This is a genomic window from Vibrio ziniensis (assembly GCF_011064285.1).
Lineage (GTDB): Bacteria > Pseudomonadota > Gammaproteobacteria > Enterobacterales > Vibrionaceae > Vibrio > Vibrio ziniensis.
This window is the reverse complement of the sequence record NZ_CP049331.1, coordinates 218,163-232,946: the sequence shown is the minus strand read 5'-3', so window position 1 is coordinate 232,946 and position 14,784 is coordinate 218,163. Positions and strand designations below refer to the sequence as shown.

Genomic DNA, 14,784 nt, shown 5'->3' with positions numbered 1-14,784 from the left:
GAACAAATAAGTTATTCGGCACATTTGCCAGACAAATAACAATGCTAGTCATTATCTCCCTACAAAATAATAACTAACATTGTCATAAACCAAGACCCCAAAATGGGCTTCATACGAAGCCCATTTAAATTTAACGCTTAAAAATTATTTTTTAATAATTTCTATTTTTCCTGAACCTGCATTATTTAGTAGGTGATCTTTCAATGTTTCAACTGAATCAACTTGATATTGGTAAGTTTTCTTCGGCAACCAGAATGAATTTTCATCATTTGGATTTAACATAGTTAATTTAGCGTTGCTGCTTGATTTAGCTTGGTTAGCTTCAACAGTTTTATTTAAATCAACTGCTGCGCCATTAACTTGGTTTCCTGCAGCGTAGAAATATGTACCGCATGATGCTTCATCAAAATCACCGGTCTTAATACATTTTTGCTCGTTGTTAGTACGTGAGTAGTAACCAACAATCTTATGTTCAAATGTACCTTCACCATCGTTTTTAATGTCAAATACGTTGTTCTCAGCGTATAGTTTTGAAGCGGTACCTAGGATAAGAGCATCCATCATGCCGTACTTACCGGCTTCTTTATCCTTAGTTGCATTCAGGTTGAAGTAGTTGTTGTATGAGTGTACACGACCAAAACGGATACGAGGCATGCGTTGACCAGTGTTATCCCAAATGTTGTGGTTGAATGTCACATCAATTGCGCCAGGGCCATAACCTTTTTTCGCATTTGATGAATCACTACCACCTAGCAGGTTAGTTTTGTCGTGATCTTTAAAGATGTTGTACGACAAAGTTACTTTAGTTGCAGCGTTAGTAATGTCCACTAGGCCATCATGGTGCTGAACTTTTTGCTCTTTGATGTTGTAAGGAGCAGCCCATACTGGTGGGAACTTATCGTCTGTACGCTCACCATCGCTAAATGTGTTGTGGTCAATCCAAACACGTTGAGCATTATCAACCGCAATCAAATCGTATTCAGAGTTCCAACGACCGCCACCACCAGCACTCGCACAACCGTATGGGTTTACAGTATCGCTAACAAATTTATCGCTACAGTTGCCTTGACCTAGCTCTTTCTTATCGATGCTAAATGAGTCAGTTGGGCTCCATTGTGGGAAGAAATCAAATGCATCGCTAAATTCAATATTACGGATAACAATGTTTGTTACTGCCTCACGACCTGCAGTACCTAGACGCAATGTACCAAATTTGATTTGTGCATCGGTACCCAGACCCAGAATGGAAGTGTTAGAACCAACACGTAGTACAGTGTGTGCTTCTTGCGCTTTTTGGAAACAACTACGTGCATCTTCTAGTGGACCATTTACCATCGGTGGGCGACCGTTGCGAGCTAGGTCCTGCTTGTTCCATACGGCAGGGTCATAAGCTTTACGATAAGCATCATAGAATGCATCGTAATCCGTGAAACCTGTATCTGGACACTGAGCAATAAAATCAGCACCAGTTAAAGACTTACCATCCGCACCTTCAGTTAAATCGATAGTGCCTTTTACATAAATAATTTTGCGTTCGTTGCTTGGTTCAGCTTTTAAGTTCGCATCTTTTTTACCAAAAAGCGCTTCAACTAATTGAACGCGGTTTTCTACCACATAAATATTTTCAGCTTTAGCGCCTTCACCGCCAGTCACTGGACCATCAGCGGATGCCCAACCTGTTGCACCAATAGAAGGGCTGTTTGCATCATAAGTAATTGCTTCGGCAGGAGATGTGGCAGCGGCAGAAGAAGTGGCGTTGTTGCTAGTACTGCAACCCGCTAACGTTGCCATCACAGCAACAGCAAGGTAAGTCTTTTTCATTAGGGATACTCCCAGTAAGGTTTTTATTATCTTGTACATTTATAAACCATCGTTTCATAAAATTGAAATTCACATTTTATTTGTTTGGTGTAAATCTCATTTTTTTATTATTCGGCATCGAAAAACATGGATTAAATCTCATATCAACGTTATGGGATGATGTACGGAACAAGATTTATTTTGTAAAAGAATATTAACGACAAGAAAGGGAGATATGTGATAGGGATGAATACAAATCAATAAAAAGAAACGGGATGCACTTTCGTACATCCCGCCATTAATCATTTCTTAAAATACTAAACTGGTCTTATCAGTCTAGGGAATTACATCATTCCCATACCGCCCATGCCACCCATATCAGGCATAGCTGGACCATCTGACTTCGGCTTCTCAGTAACCATAGCTTCTGTTGTGATCATTAGACCAGCAACTGATGCTGCGAACTGAAGTGCGCTACGAGTTACTTTAGTTGGATCTAGGATACCCATTTCAATCATATCGCCGTAAACACCCGTTGCCGCGTTGTAACCGTAGTTACCTGTGCCGCCTTTAACGTTGTTTGCAACTACAGACTCTTCATCACCTGCGTTCTTAACGATTTGACGAATTGGAGATTCCATTGCACGAAGTGCTACGCGGATACCCACGTTTTGCTCTTCGTTGTCACCAGTAAGCTCAGTTAGCATTGAAGCTGCGCGGATAAGTGCAACACCACCACCAGCTACAACACCTTCTTCAACCGCAGCGCGAGTCGCGTGTAGAGCGTCTTCTACGCGGTCTTTCTTCTCTTTCATTTCAACTTCAGTTGCTGCGCCAACTTTGATTACAGCAACACCGCCAGCTAGTTTAGCAACGCGTTCTTGTAGCTTCTCTTTATCGTAGTCTGAAGTTGCTTCTTCGATTTGTTGACGAATTTGAGATACACGGCCTTTGATCGCGGCTTCTTCACCAGCACCGTCGATAATCGTTGTGTTTTCTTTAGTGATAGACACACGCTTAGCTTGACCTAGATCTTCAAGAACCGCTTTTTCTAGCTCAAGACCGATCTCTTCAGAAATCACAGTACCGCCAGTGAGGATAGCGATGTCTTGTAGCATAGCTTTACGACGGTCACCGAAACCTGGAGCTTTAACCGCTGCTACTTTCACGATACCGCGCATGTTGTTCACAACTAGAGTCGCTAGTGCTTCACCTTCTACATCTTCCGCTACGATTAGCAATGGACGAGAAGCTTTTGCAACGCCTTCAAGAACTGGAAGAAGTTCACGGATGTTAGATACTTTCTTATCAACCAATAGGATGAATGGGTTGTCTAGATCAACACTCCCCGCTTCTTGGTTATTGATGAAGTATGGAGACAGGTAACCACGGTCGAACTGCATACCTTCAACAACATCTAATTCATCGTGAAGTGCTTGACCTTCTTCAACAGTGATAACACCATCGCGGCCCACTTTTTCCATTGCTTCAGCAATGATGTTACCAACGCTTGAGTCAGAGTTAGCAGAGATAGTACCAACTTGCGCAATCGCTTTGGTGTCTGCACATGGTACTGATAGCGCTTTTAGTTGCTCAACCGCTGCTGTTACTGCTTTATCGATACCGCGTTTAAGATCCATTGGGTTCATACCCGCAGCAACCGCTTTAAGACCTTCGTTTACGATAGATTGTGCAAGTACTGTTGCTGTTGTTGTACCGTCACCCGCTGCATCGTTTGCTTGAGATGCAACTTCTTTAACCATTTGTGCGCCCATGTTTTGGAACTTGTCTTCCAATTCAATTTCACGAGCAACAGATACACCATCTTTAGTGATCGTTGGTGCACCGAAAGATTTGTCTAGAACGACGTTACGACCTTTAGGGCCAAGAGTTACTTTTACAGCGTCAGCTAGAATGTTGACACCTTCCAGCATTTTTACACGTGCGTCATTGCCAAACTTTACGTCTTTAGCAGCCATGTTGTATTTCCTCTTAAGAATTCGTTATTGATAAGTGATAGAGCGAACTTTTAGTCCTTTTGGAGAACATAAGAGCTCAGAGCAATTACTCAACGATTGCTAGAATGTCGCTTTCAGACAGAATTAGAACTTCTTTGCCGTCGATTTTTTCTGATTTAGTGCCGTAGCTTTCAGCAAAAATCACAGAATCGCCAACTTTTACGTCCAGTGGAAGAACTGTACCGTTTTCTAGAATGCGGCCTTTACCGACAGCAAGCACTTTGCCACGTGTTGATTTTTCCGCAGCAGAACCAGTAAGAACAATACCACCAGCAGACTTTGATTCAACTTCTTGGCGTTCAACGATAACTCGATCATGTAATGGACGAATATTCATCGGTCGTCTCTCCTGATTAGATTTCCATATGGTTAATAAACACTGATTTATAGATCACCAGACCTAAACAGCTTGTGAATGATATGTGGGGTACACTCTTTCATATCCCAAGGGGGCAGCAAGAAAAAAATGTGACCAAATTAACGATTCAACAGAGAAGTATTCTAAGAATCTAAGTAACGAGCCTAACAACTGAGGAGCATAGTAAATAATTTGCTTTATTAAGAACTGAACTCATAATAAAGCAATATATTGTGAGGGAAATGATGAAAACGATTGATAGGATTTTACACACCATCAAACGCGAAGGTGCTGTAACCGCTAAACAACTTGCAGATGACCTGTCCATTACCACTATGGGTGCGCGTCAGCATTTACAAAGTTTAGAAGAAGACGGAATCCTTTCCTTTCATGATGTCAAAGTCAAAGTCGGTCGCCCTACTCGCCATTGGTCTCTAACCAAACAAGGACACAGCCAATTTGCTGACAGGCACAGCGAACTCACCATCCAAGTGATGGATGCTGTGGAGCATATTTTCGGTAAAGAAGGGCTCGCAAAAGTCGCCGCCGAAAGAGAAGCACAAACTCTATCGATCTATCAAAAAGCCTTGTCTGGCTTTTCTGGTATAGAAGAAAAACTCTACGCTTTGGTTAAGCTGCGTGAACGAGAAGGTTACATGGCAGAACTTGAAAAGACTGAGCAAGGTTTTACATTAATTGAAAACCATTGCCCTATCTGCAAAGCTGCGACTCGTTGCCCAAACCTGTGCCAATCTGAACTCAATGTGTTCCAGCACTTATTAGGACATGACTATCAAATCGTTCGTCAAGAACACATAATCCAAGGCGAGCGACGCTGCACCTATCTCATTACTAAGGTAAAATGAATTTTTCGACCTAAGTAAAACTGTCTTAAATTTGAGAATTTGGATGTTCCCCGCACCGCACTGAGAATCCTCGCTTAAGCTTATAGTGTTGATTTTTTCATCACTAATATGTTCTATCCGCCCTTTGAACGTGTTTTTAATAAGGAGTTCAAATAGGTCAGGAATGAATAGAGGAGCCTTTTATGCCCCAACCTCAGTCGCAACCCTATAATCAAGAGCTTCCTCCGTTTGACGAACTTGTGGCACTTGCGAAGCAAAATCCAGAAGCTTTTACTAAGTTCAAACATCAAATGTGTGAAGAGATGATTTCATCCGCCTCACTCAATATGCAACAAAGATTAAGAGCCCAGCAAAGTCACATCGACCTCGTCGTTAGCCAATGCAAGAACCCATATCACATTAACGTCACTTTGATGCGTGAAATGACCATTCAAATGGTGAAGTTTCGTGATGCATTAGAGGGTGACGTTGAACCGCAACAGCAAGCGGTTGTGATCCCTTTTCCTCACAACAATAAAGAAGATTGGCACTAACCACTCGATTTCAAAAACCGATAAAAAAGGAGCTTATGCTCCTCTTTTGTTTATGCACTTTTACTCACACAATTGTTGTAGAGAAACTCTGTCATTAAACTGGTTCTTTACCAAAACGGTTGTCACCGTGAGTTCCCTTCATAAAACCGCACTCAATCAAAATCCAGCAACCACAGATTAACGCTGCGGCTGAAATGATAGTTTCATAAAGCAGAGGTTCATTCGCTGCCATTGCGTTTGCGCCAACAGGTACGCTCATACGACCAATAACCAACGGAATATTAAGCAACAACCACCAGCTATTTTTATCTCTGTCGTGCCAACGCTTAGCGGTCATCGCCAAATCAGGAATCAAAATGAGTAGTAAAAAAACAGGTAAGATAAACGAAGCAATTCCAGGGAAAAGTTGGTTTGCGCCAACGACAAAGCCAATAATCATAGCGTAATAACTACAATTCCAAATCCAAAAGGTTTGGCGTCCAATTCGACCTTGGAAAGAAAAAAGTAACGTAGTTAGTGGCATAAGCGCTATCCGTTAATAACTGTTTAACTTAATTGCGAATGATCTTCATAAAGCAGTCTTTGTCCATATCACGAAGATCTATCGTCAAACTGTAGACATGGCTAGCTTGAGATAACAGCACATCCATAAGTTGTTGCGACAATTCTCGTTTTTGCGCTGGCGTTCTTCCATCAAGCAATTCAAATTGAACGTGAATAAAATCTTCACTATCTGCAACATTGCCCACTAGCCAATGGTGGCAACGCAAAGTACGAGATTTGACTGAACTCACTTCAAAAAGCCCACTATCTAGAGCAACTTGATGCAAATCTTCAAGCAATCCCTGAATATTGATTCGTTCTTCAACCGAATTGCTGTACTCCAGTACTAAATTAGGCATTTTACTTTCCTTGTTCCATCTTTCACTATAATTGAAGACAGTCATAGCAAGTCACAAAACAAAATCCGAGCTAAGACAGTCGATAATGCAAGCTCGATCACGAAGGCTGATAGGTAAGAGTCAAATAAGATCCAAGAAACTAATGACCATAGTCATGATTTGAAGAATTTTATCTGCTATATTCTGTGGCATTCATTTTTAGTTTATATAGTTATAGACTTTTATTTTTATTGATATTGGAGATCTTTCATATGCGTCGTCCTGTCGTAATGGGTAACTGGAAACTGAATGGCAGCAAAGCAATGGTAACTGAGCTGCTAAATGGTCTAAATGCTGAACTTGAAGGTGTAACAGGTGTTGAAGTAGCAGTTGCTCCGCCTGCGCTTTACATTGATTTGGCTGAACGTCTAATCGCTGAAGGCGGCAACAAAATCATCCTAGGTGCACAAAACACTGACCTACACAACAGCGGTGCTTTCACTGGTGATATGTCGCCTGCAATGCTGAAAGATTTCGGTGCTACTCACATCATCATTGGTCACTCAGAGCGTCGTGATTACCACAGCGAGTCTGACGAGTTTGTTGCTAAGAAATTCGCATTCCTAAAAGAAAACGGTCTAAAACCTGTTTTCTGTATCGGTGAATCTGAAGCGCAAAACGAAGCGGGCGAAACTGAAGCAGTATGTGCGCGTCAAATCAACGCCGTTATCGATGCATACGGTGTTGAAGCGCTAAACGGTGCTATCATCGCTTACGAACCAATCTGGGCTATCGGTACTGGTAAAGCAGCAACAGCAGAAGATGCACAACGCATCCACGCATCTATCCGTGCGCTTATCGCAGCGAAAGACGCAGCAGTAGCAGAACAAGTAATCATCCAATACGGTGGTTCTGTTAAGCCAGAGAACGCTCAAGCATACTTCTCTCAACCAGACATCGATGGTGCTCTAGTTGGTGGCGCATCTCTAGACGCGAAAAGCTTCGCAGCTATCGCTAAAGCAGCTGCAGCAGCAAAAGCTTAATTTCAAGCTTATTCAAATATCGAAGGCCAGCATTGCTGGCCTTTTTCATATCCCTTAAACGTCCATCCAGACTTGGGTAGTCCATCAGGCAAAGATCGAGTATTCTAACTACTTTATCGCCAACCTATTATCTCTATGCTCTATAAACACAGCCTCTATGCACGATAAACACGGTCTACTATCCGCGCCTATTGCTACTGTATTACGTCAAATGACGATACCGATGATGTTCGGCTTAATCGCAATTTTGATGTTCAACTTGGTCGATACCTTTTTTATTTCATTGCTCGGCACCGAAGCGCTGGCCGCGATCAGTTATACTTTTCCGGTCACTTTTGTCGTCAACTGTATCACTATGGGTATCGGTATCGGTTTGTCGACCAATATCGGTCGATTACTGGGTCAGGGAGCGGCGCACAACGCAGCGCGTTTCTCCAGCCACGGCATTATGCTCGCCATCGTATTAGTGATCGCTGCCTCTTCGATTGGCTATTTCACTATTGAACCGCTTTTCCTGTTACTCGGTGCAAAGCAAGAACTTATCCCTCTGATTGAGCAGTACATGCAAGTGTGGTATCTCACCATCCCCCTTCTGGTTGTCCCTATGACAGGCAACAGCGTCATTCGCGCTACAGGAGATACCAAAACTCCAGCTAAAATTATGATGCTGGCTGGCGTGATCAACGGCGTGTTAGACCCACTACTTATTTTCGGCTATGGCCCATTCCCAGAGCTTGGTATCCAAGGGGCAGCGATTGCGAGTGCTCTGTCTTGGCTTGGCGCTTTGATCGGTTCATTCTATGTTCTGATTAAACGAGTAAAACTTCTCGCAGCACCTCACTTACCGAGTCTACGCCACGACTGGAACCAGATACTGAAAATCGGCACACCTGCCGCGCTCTCAACAGCAATGAACCCTTTGTCTGGTGCATTACTCATGATGATGCTATCAAACCATGGTACCGCTGCTGTCGCAGCTTATGGTGCGGCACAACGTATCGAGTCGATTTTAATTCTGGTATTGATGTCTTTGACTTCCTCTTTGACACCGTTTATGGCACAAAACCTTGGTGCCAATAATCCCAGACGAAGTTTTGCCGGATTATTTATCAGCCTGCGTTTTTCACTGTTATTTCAACTGATGATTTTCGTTATGATGGTGCCTTTGAGCATTCCTCTTTCGAAATTGTTCTCTCAAGAAGCGGATGTGCAGGATTTATTGTGGCACTACTTACTGGTAGTACCTTTCAGTTACGGCTTTCAAGGTGTGGTGATGATGCTTATTTCCGCGTTGAATGCTCTTCACTTGCCGATTAAGGCTTTCCAATGGAGTTTCATGCGTTTATTCGTATTCACCTTGCCTGTGGCTTGGATGGGCTCTCAGCTTTATGGTATTGAAGGCTTATTTATTGGCATTGCTGCAGGAAACGTGGCAGGTGGATTGCTAGGGTATCTTTATGCCCTGTGGCTGAGAAAAAGTCACTGCGGTGAAACAACTGCGGAAAACTCCGTCTCTTAAAACGAATTCAAAACTTAACGCACTTATCGTCCTATCAAATTCTATTTGTCCAAACAACAAAGCCGACGCATCCGCATCGGCTTTGTTGTTTTTGAACCGAGAGTTTTAGCGCAAACGATTAGAGAATTTCATCTTCTTCGACTACATCTTCTTCATCCGTTTCAAGATCCACATTCAGAGGCTCTTGAGACAAGATAACGCCAGTGTTATCAGCATATAAGTAATCTTCTGGAAGGAAAGTGACACCGCCAAAGTTCACCGGCACGTCAACCTCACCAATACCTTGGCTATTAGCACCAACAGGAATTGCAGCCATCGCCTGAATACCGATGCTCATATCTTCCAATTCGTCCACTTCACGAACACAACCGTACACAACGATACCTTCCCACTCGTTTTCTTCTGCAAGAGCGGCTAGCTCAGCATCAATCAGTGCACGGCGCAGCGAACCACCACCGTCAATGAGCAACACTCGTCCAACGCCGTCTTGCTCTAGCGTTTCACGAATGAGTCCGTTGTCTTCAAAACACTTCACTGTAGTGATTTGACCAGCAAAAGAGGCGCGACCACCAAAGTTACTAAACATAGGTTCTACCACGTCAACTTGATCGAGGTAAATGTCACATAGTGCAGAGGTGTTGTATTCCATAGCCTTGTTCTCTTTACGAAAAGTCTTTCAACGAGTATATCGGGTGATTAAGCCAATGCAATGACACAGCGCAAATTAACTTGTCAGAGTTTGAGCGATAACCACGCCGACAAACAACAAGTTAGTAATCAAAGAGCACTTAACAATTACAGGGAGCATAGGCGCTATCTGTGCCGGCTTTTCAGTTTGCCACACAGCACGACCATGTTTAGTGACTAATATCAGACTCAACAAGAAAGGCAAACTGATCCACAGCGGCTTCTCCTGCATAATAAGATACGCAGCAAAAGCGAGCACCGCGCCGGACAAAAGCATGAAATGGTATTTCTTCGCTTTCATTTGCCCTAAACGCACGGGCACTGTGCGCTTACCACACTCTGCATCATTTTCGATATCTCGCATGTTGTTGACGTTAAGTACAGCAACAGCCATTAAGCCACAGCCTAATGATGGTAAAAACAGGCTCCAGTCTATGCTTCCTGAGTGAAGGAAATAAGTACCTGATACACCTAAAAGACCAAAAAACAAGAACACAGATAAATCTCCTAACCCTAAGTAGCCGTACGGTTTATTGCCTACCGTGTAAGCAATCGCAGCTACCATTGCCAACACACCCAAGCCTATGAAAGCAAGAATACTTTGCAAACTATCTAGAGCATATAGAACCAACATCAACCCAGACGCGATAGTCATCAACACATTGATTACAATCGCTCTTTTCATGTCATTCAAACTCACAGCTCCAGACTGAATTGCACGCATAGGACCGATACGTTTTTCATTATCCGTACCTTTCACAGCATCACCATAGTCATTGGCTAAGTTCGATAAGATCTGCAATAAAGTGGCTGTCAGCAGCGCCAAAAAAGCGATAGGCAAAGAAAAGTGCCCAGAAGAAAAAGCTAAAGCGCTTCCGGTAAAAATTGACACTAAGGCGAGAGGAAGAGTTTTCGGCCGCGCAGCATCAAACCATATTTGCAGAGAGTTATTCATGATAATGATAGGTTGTTCAATAATGTTGTCAGTATATACCTAAAGCGCACGTGGTGTCAGCGGGCTATATCGCCTTGAATAAAGGTAAAAAGCCCGCTGCATTTTGAGCGGGCTTTTGCATTTTATAAAATGAAACGGCTTAAATCTTCATCGGCAACTAACTCACCGAGTTTGCTCTTCACATAAGTCGCATCAATAGTGAGCGATGAACCCGCTTTATCTGTGGCATCAAATGAGATTTCATCCATCAGACGCTCCATCACTGTATGTAGTCGACGAGCACCGATGTTCTCCGTTGTTTCATTGACTTGCCATGCAGCTTCTGCGATTTGCTTGATACCATCGTCAGTGAACTCAACATCCACATTCTCTGTTTTCATCAACGCCATGTATTGCTCTGTCAATGAAGCTTTAGGCTCAGTCAGAATGCGTTTAAAATCTTCACTGGAAAGCGCTTCAAGTTCAACACGAATTGGCAGGCGACCTTGCAATTCTGGAATCAAATCAGATGGTCTAGCCACTTGGAATGCACCTGATGCGATGAACAGAATGTGGTCGGTACGAACCATACCGTGCTTAGTTGAAACCGTACTACCTTCGATCAGAGGCAGTAAGTCACGCTGAACACCTTCACGAGAAACGTCCGGACCAGACACTTCACCGCGCTTACAGATCTTATCGATTTCATCGATAAAAACGATGCCGTTATTTTCAACACTGTAGATAGCTTGTTCTTTCAGTTCATCTTGATTAACAAGCTTCGACGCTTCTTCTTCAGTGAGTGCTTTAAACGCATCTTTAATTTTCAGTTTACGTTTTTTCTTGGTGTTACCAGCCAAATTTTGGAACATACCTTGAAGCTGGTTAGTCATCTCTTCCATACCTGGAGGCGCCATGATCTCTACGCCCATTTGCGGTACAGCGATGTCTAATTCAATTTCTTTATCGTCTAACTTACCTTCACGTAATTTTTTACGGAAAACCTGACGGGTATTGGAGTTCTCTTCACTATGCTCTGCTTTACCCCAAGCATCACGAGCTGGAGGAAGAAGCGCATCCAAAATACGTTCTTCAGCCAATTCTTCAGCGCGGAATTTGACTTTTTCAGTCGCTTGCTGATGCGTCAGCTTAACCGCTACATCAGTCAGGTCACGGATAATGGTTTCAACTTCTTTACCCACATAACCCACTTCTGTGAATTTAGTAGCTTCGACTTTGATGAAAGGCGCATTCGCCAGTTTTGCTAAACGACGAGCAATCTCTGTTTTACCCACACCCGTTGGACCAATCATCAGGATGTTTTTTGGTGTCACTTCTACGCGCAAGCTCTCTTCAAGCTGCATACGACGCCAGCGGTTACGAAGAGCAATCGCTACAGCGCGCTTAGCTTTATCTTGACCGATAATATGGCGGTTAAGTTCATGAACAATTTCACGAGGAGTCATTTCAGACATAATGAATTCCTTAAATTCTAATCACACTGTTTTATGCTTGGTCTTTCGCGATGAGCTCTTGCGGGATTTCTAGCTCTTCGATGGTGTGGTGATGGTTGGTAAAGACGCAGATGTCGCCAGCGATGTTTAATGCTTTTTCTGCAATTGAGCGCGCGTCTAAATCGGTATTTTCAATCAGTGCAATCGCAGCCGCTTGAGCAAAATTGCCACCAGAACCAATCGCAATCAAATCATGCTCTGGTTGCACCACGTCACCATTACCTGTGATGATCAATGATGCCGTCTCATCTGCCACTGCCAAAATTGCTTCTAAACGGCGTAATGCGCGATCGCTACGCCAGTCTTTTGCCAGTTCAACTGCCGCTTTGGTTAAATGACCTTGGTGCATTTGCAACTTGCTTTCAAAACGTTCAAATAGCGTAAACGCATCCGCGGTACCGCCCGCAAAACCAGCTAATACTTTGTTGTTATACAAACGGCGAACTTTTTTCGCGTTGCCTTTCATTACTGTATTGCCGAGCGATACTTGCCCGTCACCTGCGATGACAACTTTATTATTACGACGTACTGATACGATGGTAGTCACGAGAGGGCCTCTTAATTATTTTCACGATGGAGATGTAAGTTATATGAGGATAGCCGGAAAAAATTTCAAGGGAGAAAGAAAGCAAAACGCCCAGAACCTTGCTCACTTTGGGTTGCAAATGTTTTGGGCGTCTTTCAATTTTTAACAACTAAATATCGATGCAAAAACTTATTGTTGTTCTTTCCAAATCGCACAAGGCTCAATTTTAGCGCGCTGTAATTTATGCTTATCGCGTTCAGCATCACGCTTAAATTTATAGGGACCTAACACCACACGGAACCAACTGCTGTCTTCCTTCTTACGAATTTTGCTGTTGATACCTTGGAAAGCGATATCCAACTTTCTCGCTTCTGCTTGCTGCATCGTTTTATAAGCACCACACTGCATTATGTATGGTATATCAGAGATTTCTTGCTCTTTTGCTACCACTTCAATTTCGCGCTTTGGCAAAGTATCAACATAGTCCCACTTCTCTGTTGGCGGAGGCGGAATCGTCTCAGTTTGCTTTGGTTTGGGTTTTGGTTTCGGTTCAGGTTTGACTGCAACAGGTTTTGACGGCTCAGGATCATTACTTAACGTGTATAAGCCATAACCTAATAAAGCAACAAGTAGGAGAGCAATAAACCCACTACGCCAAGGTTTACGACGAGAGGTTGTTTTTTTTGGGGCCGGCTTTTTCTGACTACGACCGCGTCTTACATAATCTTTATTAGCCACTGGAAGTTTTCAATAGTTATAAAATCTGCCCACATGTTAAAGCAGTTTAACGTTAGATAACAGCCTATTGATGACAGTACTGCAATGAGTACTGTCATTCATCTTAGCTATTCTAGTGAGAGCGAGGTGGAGCAGCACTTTCACGGACGACTAAACTCGTATCCAATAAACGTGAACCCGCTTGAACATCTAAACCACGCAGTAGCTCTAACATCATCAGCATGGCTTGACGCCCAATCTCATAACGAGGCTGAGAAATTGTCGTTAATGGTGGATCGCAGTATTGTGAAAACTGGATGTCATCAAACCCCACAATGGAAAGATCTCGTGGAATACGAAGCCCCAAACGTTTTGCTTCCTGCATCGCACCTATCGCCATAATATCATTGTGGCAAAAAATCGCTGTTGGTACGTCGGGCAGAGAAAGTAACTCACGAACGGCACTGACACCCGATTCAAACGTGAAATCACCATAAATCACATAGTCGGGATTCATGGTAATGCCAGCTCTACGCAGTGCCTGCTGATACCCTTGGTGGCGGAACTGGCAAAGTGTCGCGCTTTCTGGACCAGAAATTTGAGCAACACGCTTGTGACCCAACTGAGTTAGATAGTTCACAGCTTCAAATGCAGAGGTCAGGTTATCGATATGAACCGTCGGTAGCTCCAGTTCTGGTGCGAACTCGCACGCCATAACCATTGGCGGAAGGTTCTTCTGTTCCGGTTTACTCACATCAAACGGCAAGTCAGTACCTAACAACAACATACCATCGGCTTGCTTGGTAAAAACCAAATTAACGAATGAACTTTCTCGTTTCTTTTGCTGACCACTGTCACCCAGTAAAACAAGGTATCCATGCTCCATCGCCGCGTCTTCGATACCACGAATAATTTCGGTGAAATAAGGGTCACAAATATCAGGGACAATCGCCACGATCGTTTTAGACTCATTTCGACGCAGATTTCTCGCGAGAGAATTCGGTGAATAGCCAGCTTCTAAAACCGCTTCTTCTACGCGCTTGCGAGTTGAAGACGATACTTTCTCAGGATTCATCAGAGCCCGCGACACTGTCGCGGTCGATACGCCAGCAAGCTGGGCAACATCCTTCATTGTCGCCATGTTAAATAGTCCTCTTTTCTTATTCCTTTGTCGTACTTAAGCAAACCACGCTTAAACACGTTTTGTAATTATGTTAATGGCGTATAAATTGTGTGATACACACCTAGCCTTCCAGTGAGAAATCTATTTCACAAAACGAAAACGTTTCACTGAGAGAATTCTACCGTTAGTCTATTCATTTCTAAGCAGAAAGTTACGGTCAAATTAACAAAATTTGCACTACAAACGTGATCGCTGTCACATTAGA

15 protein-coding genes are annotated in these 14,784 nt (G+C 43.2%); 4 read left to right on the top strand and 11 right to left on the bottom strand.

Translation table 11 applies throughout. From position 1 onward, the window contains the following. Positions 1-144 precede the first annotated feature (144 nt). The 3 genes from G5S32_RS01035 to G5S32_RS01025 all read right to left on the bottom strand — a co-directional run bounded on the left by G5S32_RS01035 (position 145) and on the right by G5S32_RS01025 (position 4,155). Positions 145-1,821: a pectate lyase family protein gene (locus G5S32_RS01035; RefSeq protein WP_165310081.1), complete on the bottom strand. Its 1,677-nt coding sequence runs from the start codon at positions 1,819-1,821 to the stop codon at positions 145-147. Positions 1,822-2,144: 323 nt separating this feature from the next. Next, on the bottom strand, positions 2,145-3,779 hold the full coding sequence (groL, locus tag G5S32_RS01030) for a chaperonin GroEL (RefSeq protein ID WP_165310080.1): 1,635 nt from the start codon (positions 3,777-3,779) through the stop codon (positions 2,145-2,147). Positions 3,780-3,864: 85 nt separating this feature from the next. Next, positions 3,865-4,155, bottom strand: a complete 291-nt coding sequence (locus tag G5S32_RS01025; protein ID WP_042485006.1) for a co-chaperone GroES — start codon at positions 4,153-4,155, stop codon at positions 3,865-3,867. A gap of 266 nt (positions 4,156-4,421) precedes the next feature. Here G5S32_RS01025 and G5S32_RS01020 point away from each other — a divergent pair, with 266 nt between their 5' ends. Further along, the gene (locus G5S32_RS01020) at positions 4,422-5,042 is read left to right on the top strand and encodes a helix-turn-helix transcriptional regulator (RefSeq protein ID WP_165312691.1); all 621 of its coding nucleotides are present in this window, start codon (positions 4,422-4,424) and stop codon (positions 5,040-5,042) included. Between the two features lie 182 nt (positions 5,043-5,224). Beyond that, a complete protein-coding gene (locus tag G5S32_RS01015) occupies positions 5,225-5,575 on the top strand; it encodes a DUF3135 domain-containing protein (protein ID WP_165310079.1) in 351 nt (116 codons plus the stop codon). Between the two features lie 94 nt (positions 5,576-5,669). Here the strand turns inward: G5S32_RS01015 and G5S32_RS01010 are convergent, their stop codons facing one another. Together G5S32_RS01010 and G5S32_RS01005 are read right to left on the bottom strand one after the other, a co-directional pair. After that, a complete protein-coding gene (locus tag G5S32_RS01010) occupies positions 5,670-6,098 on the bottom strand; it encodes a DUF805 domain-containing protein (RefSeq protein ID WP_165310078.1) in 429 nt (142 codons plus the stop codon). Between the two features lie 28 nt (positions 6,099-6,126). Further along, entirely contained in the window at positions 6,127-6,477 is a 351-nt protein-coding gene (locus G5S32_RS01005; RefSeq protein WP_165310077.1) for a 5-carboxymethyl-2-hydroxymuconate Delta-isomerase, read from the bottom strand. A 251-nt stretch (positions 6,478-6,728) separates the two neighbouring features. Between G5S32_RS01005 and tpiA the strand changes: the two genes are divergently transcribed. Both tpiA and G5S32_RS00995 read left to right on the top strand, forming a co-directional pair. Next, a complete protein-coding gene (tpiA, locus tag G5S32_RS01000; protein WP_165310076.1) occupies positions 6,729-7,499 on the top strand; it encodes a triose-phosphate isomerase in 771 nt (256 codons plus the stop codon). Positions 7,500-7,656: 157 nt separating this feature from the next. Beyond that, on the top strand, positions 7,657-9,018 hold the full coding sequence (locus G5S32_RS00995) for an MATE family efflux transporter (protein ID WP_165310075.1): 1,362 nt from the start codon (positions 7,657-7,659) through the stop codon (positions 9,016-9,018). Between the two features lie 118 nt (positions 9,019-9,136). Here G5S32_RS00995 and rraA read toward each other — a convergent pair whose 3' ends face one another. The 6 genes from rraA to cytR all read right to left on the bottom strand — a co-directional run bounded on the left by rraA (position 9,137) and on the right by cytR (position 14,537). Further along, positions 9,137-9,667: a ribonuclease E activity regulator RraA gene (gene rraA, locus G5S32_RS00990; protein ID WP_165310074.1), complete on the bottom strand. Its 531-nt coding sequence runs from the start codon at positions 9,665-9,667 to the stop codon at positions 9,137-9,139. A 75-nt stretch (positions 9,668-9,742) separates the two neighbouring features. After that, complete coding sequence (locus G5S32_RS00985; protein WP_165310073.1) at positions 9,743-10,660, bottom strand: 1,4-dihydroxy-2-naphthoate polyprenyltransferase; 918 nt, start codon at positions 10,658-10,660, stop codon at positions 9,743-9,745. 122 nt (positions 10,661-10,782) lie between these two features. Further along, positions 10,783-12,114 (bottom strand): ATP-dependent protease ATPase subunit HslU, encoded by a 1,332-nt coding sequence (gene hslU / locus G5S32_RS00980; protein ID WP_165310072.1) that lies wholly within the window; start codon positions 12,112-12,114, stop codon positions 10,783-10,785. A gap of 31 nt (positions 12,115-12,145) precedes the next feature. Next, positions 12,146-12,700 carry an ATP-dependent protease subunit HslV gene (hslV, locus tag G5S32_RS00975; protein WP_102941223.1) on the bottom strand — a complete coding sequence of 185 codons (555 nt, stop codon included), beginning with the start codon at positions 12,698-12,700 and terminating at the stop codon, positions 12,146-12,148. 168 nt (positions 12,701-12,868) lie between these two features. Beyond that, complete coding sequence (locus tag G5S32_RS00970) at positions 12,869-13,417, bottom strand: SPOR domain-containing protein (RefSeq protein ID WP_165310071.1); 549 nt, start codon at positions 13,415-13,417, stop codon at positions 12,869-12,871. 112 nt (positions 13,418-13,529) lie between these two features. After that, entirely contained in the window at positions 13,530-14,537 is a 1,008-nt protein-coding gene (gene cytR, locus G5S32_RS00965) for a DNA-binding transcriptional regulator CytR (RefSeq protein ID WP_165310070.1), read from the bottom strand. Positions 14,538-14,784: the final 247 nt, after the last annotated feature.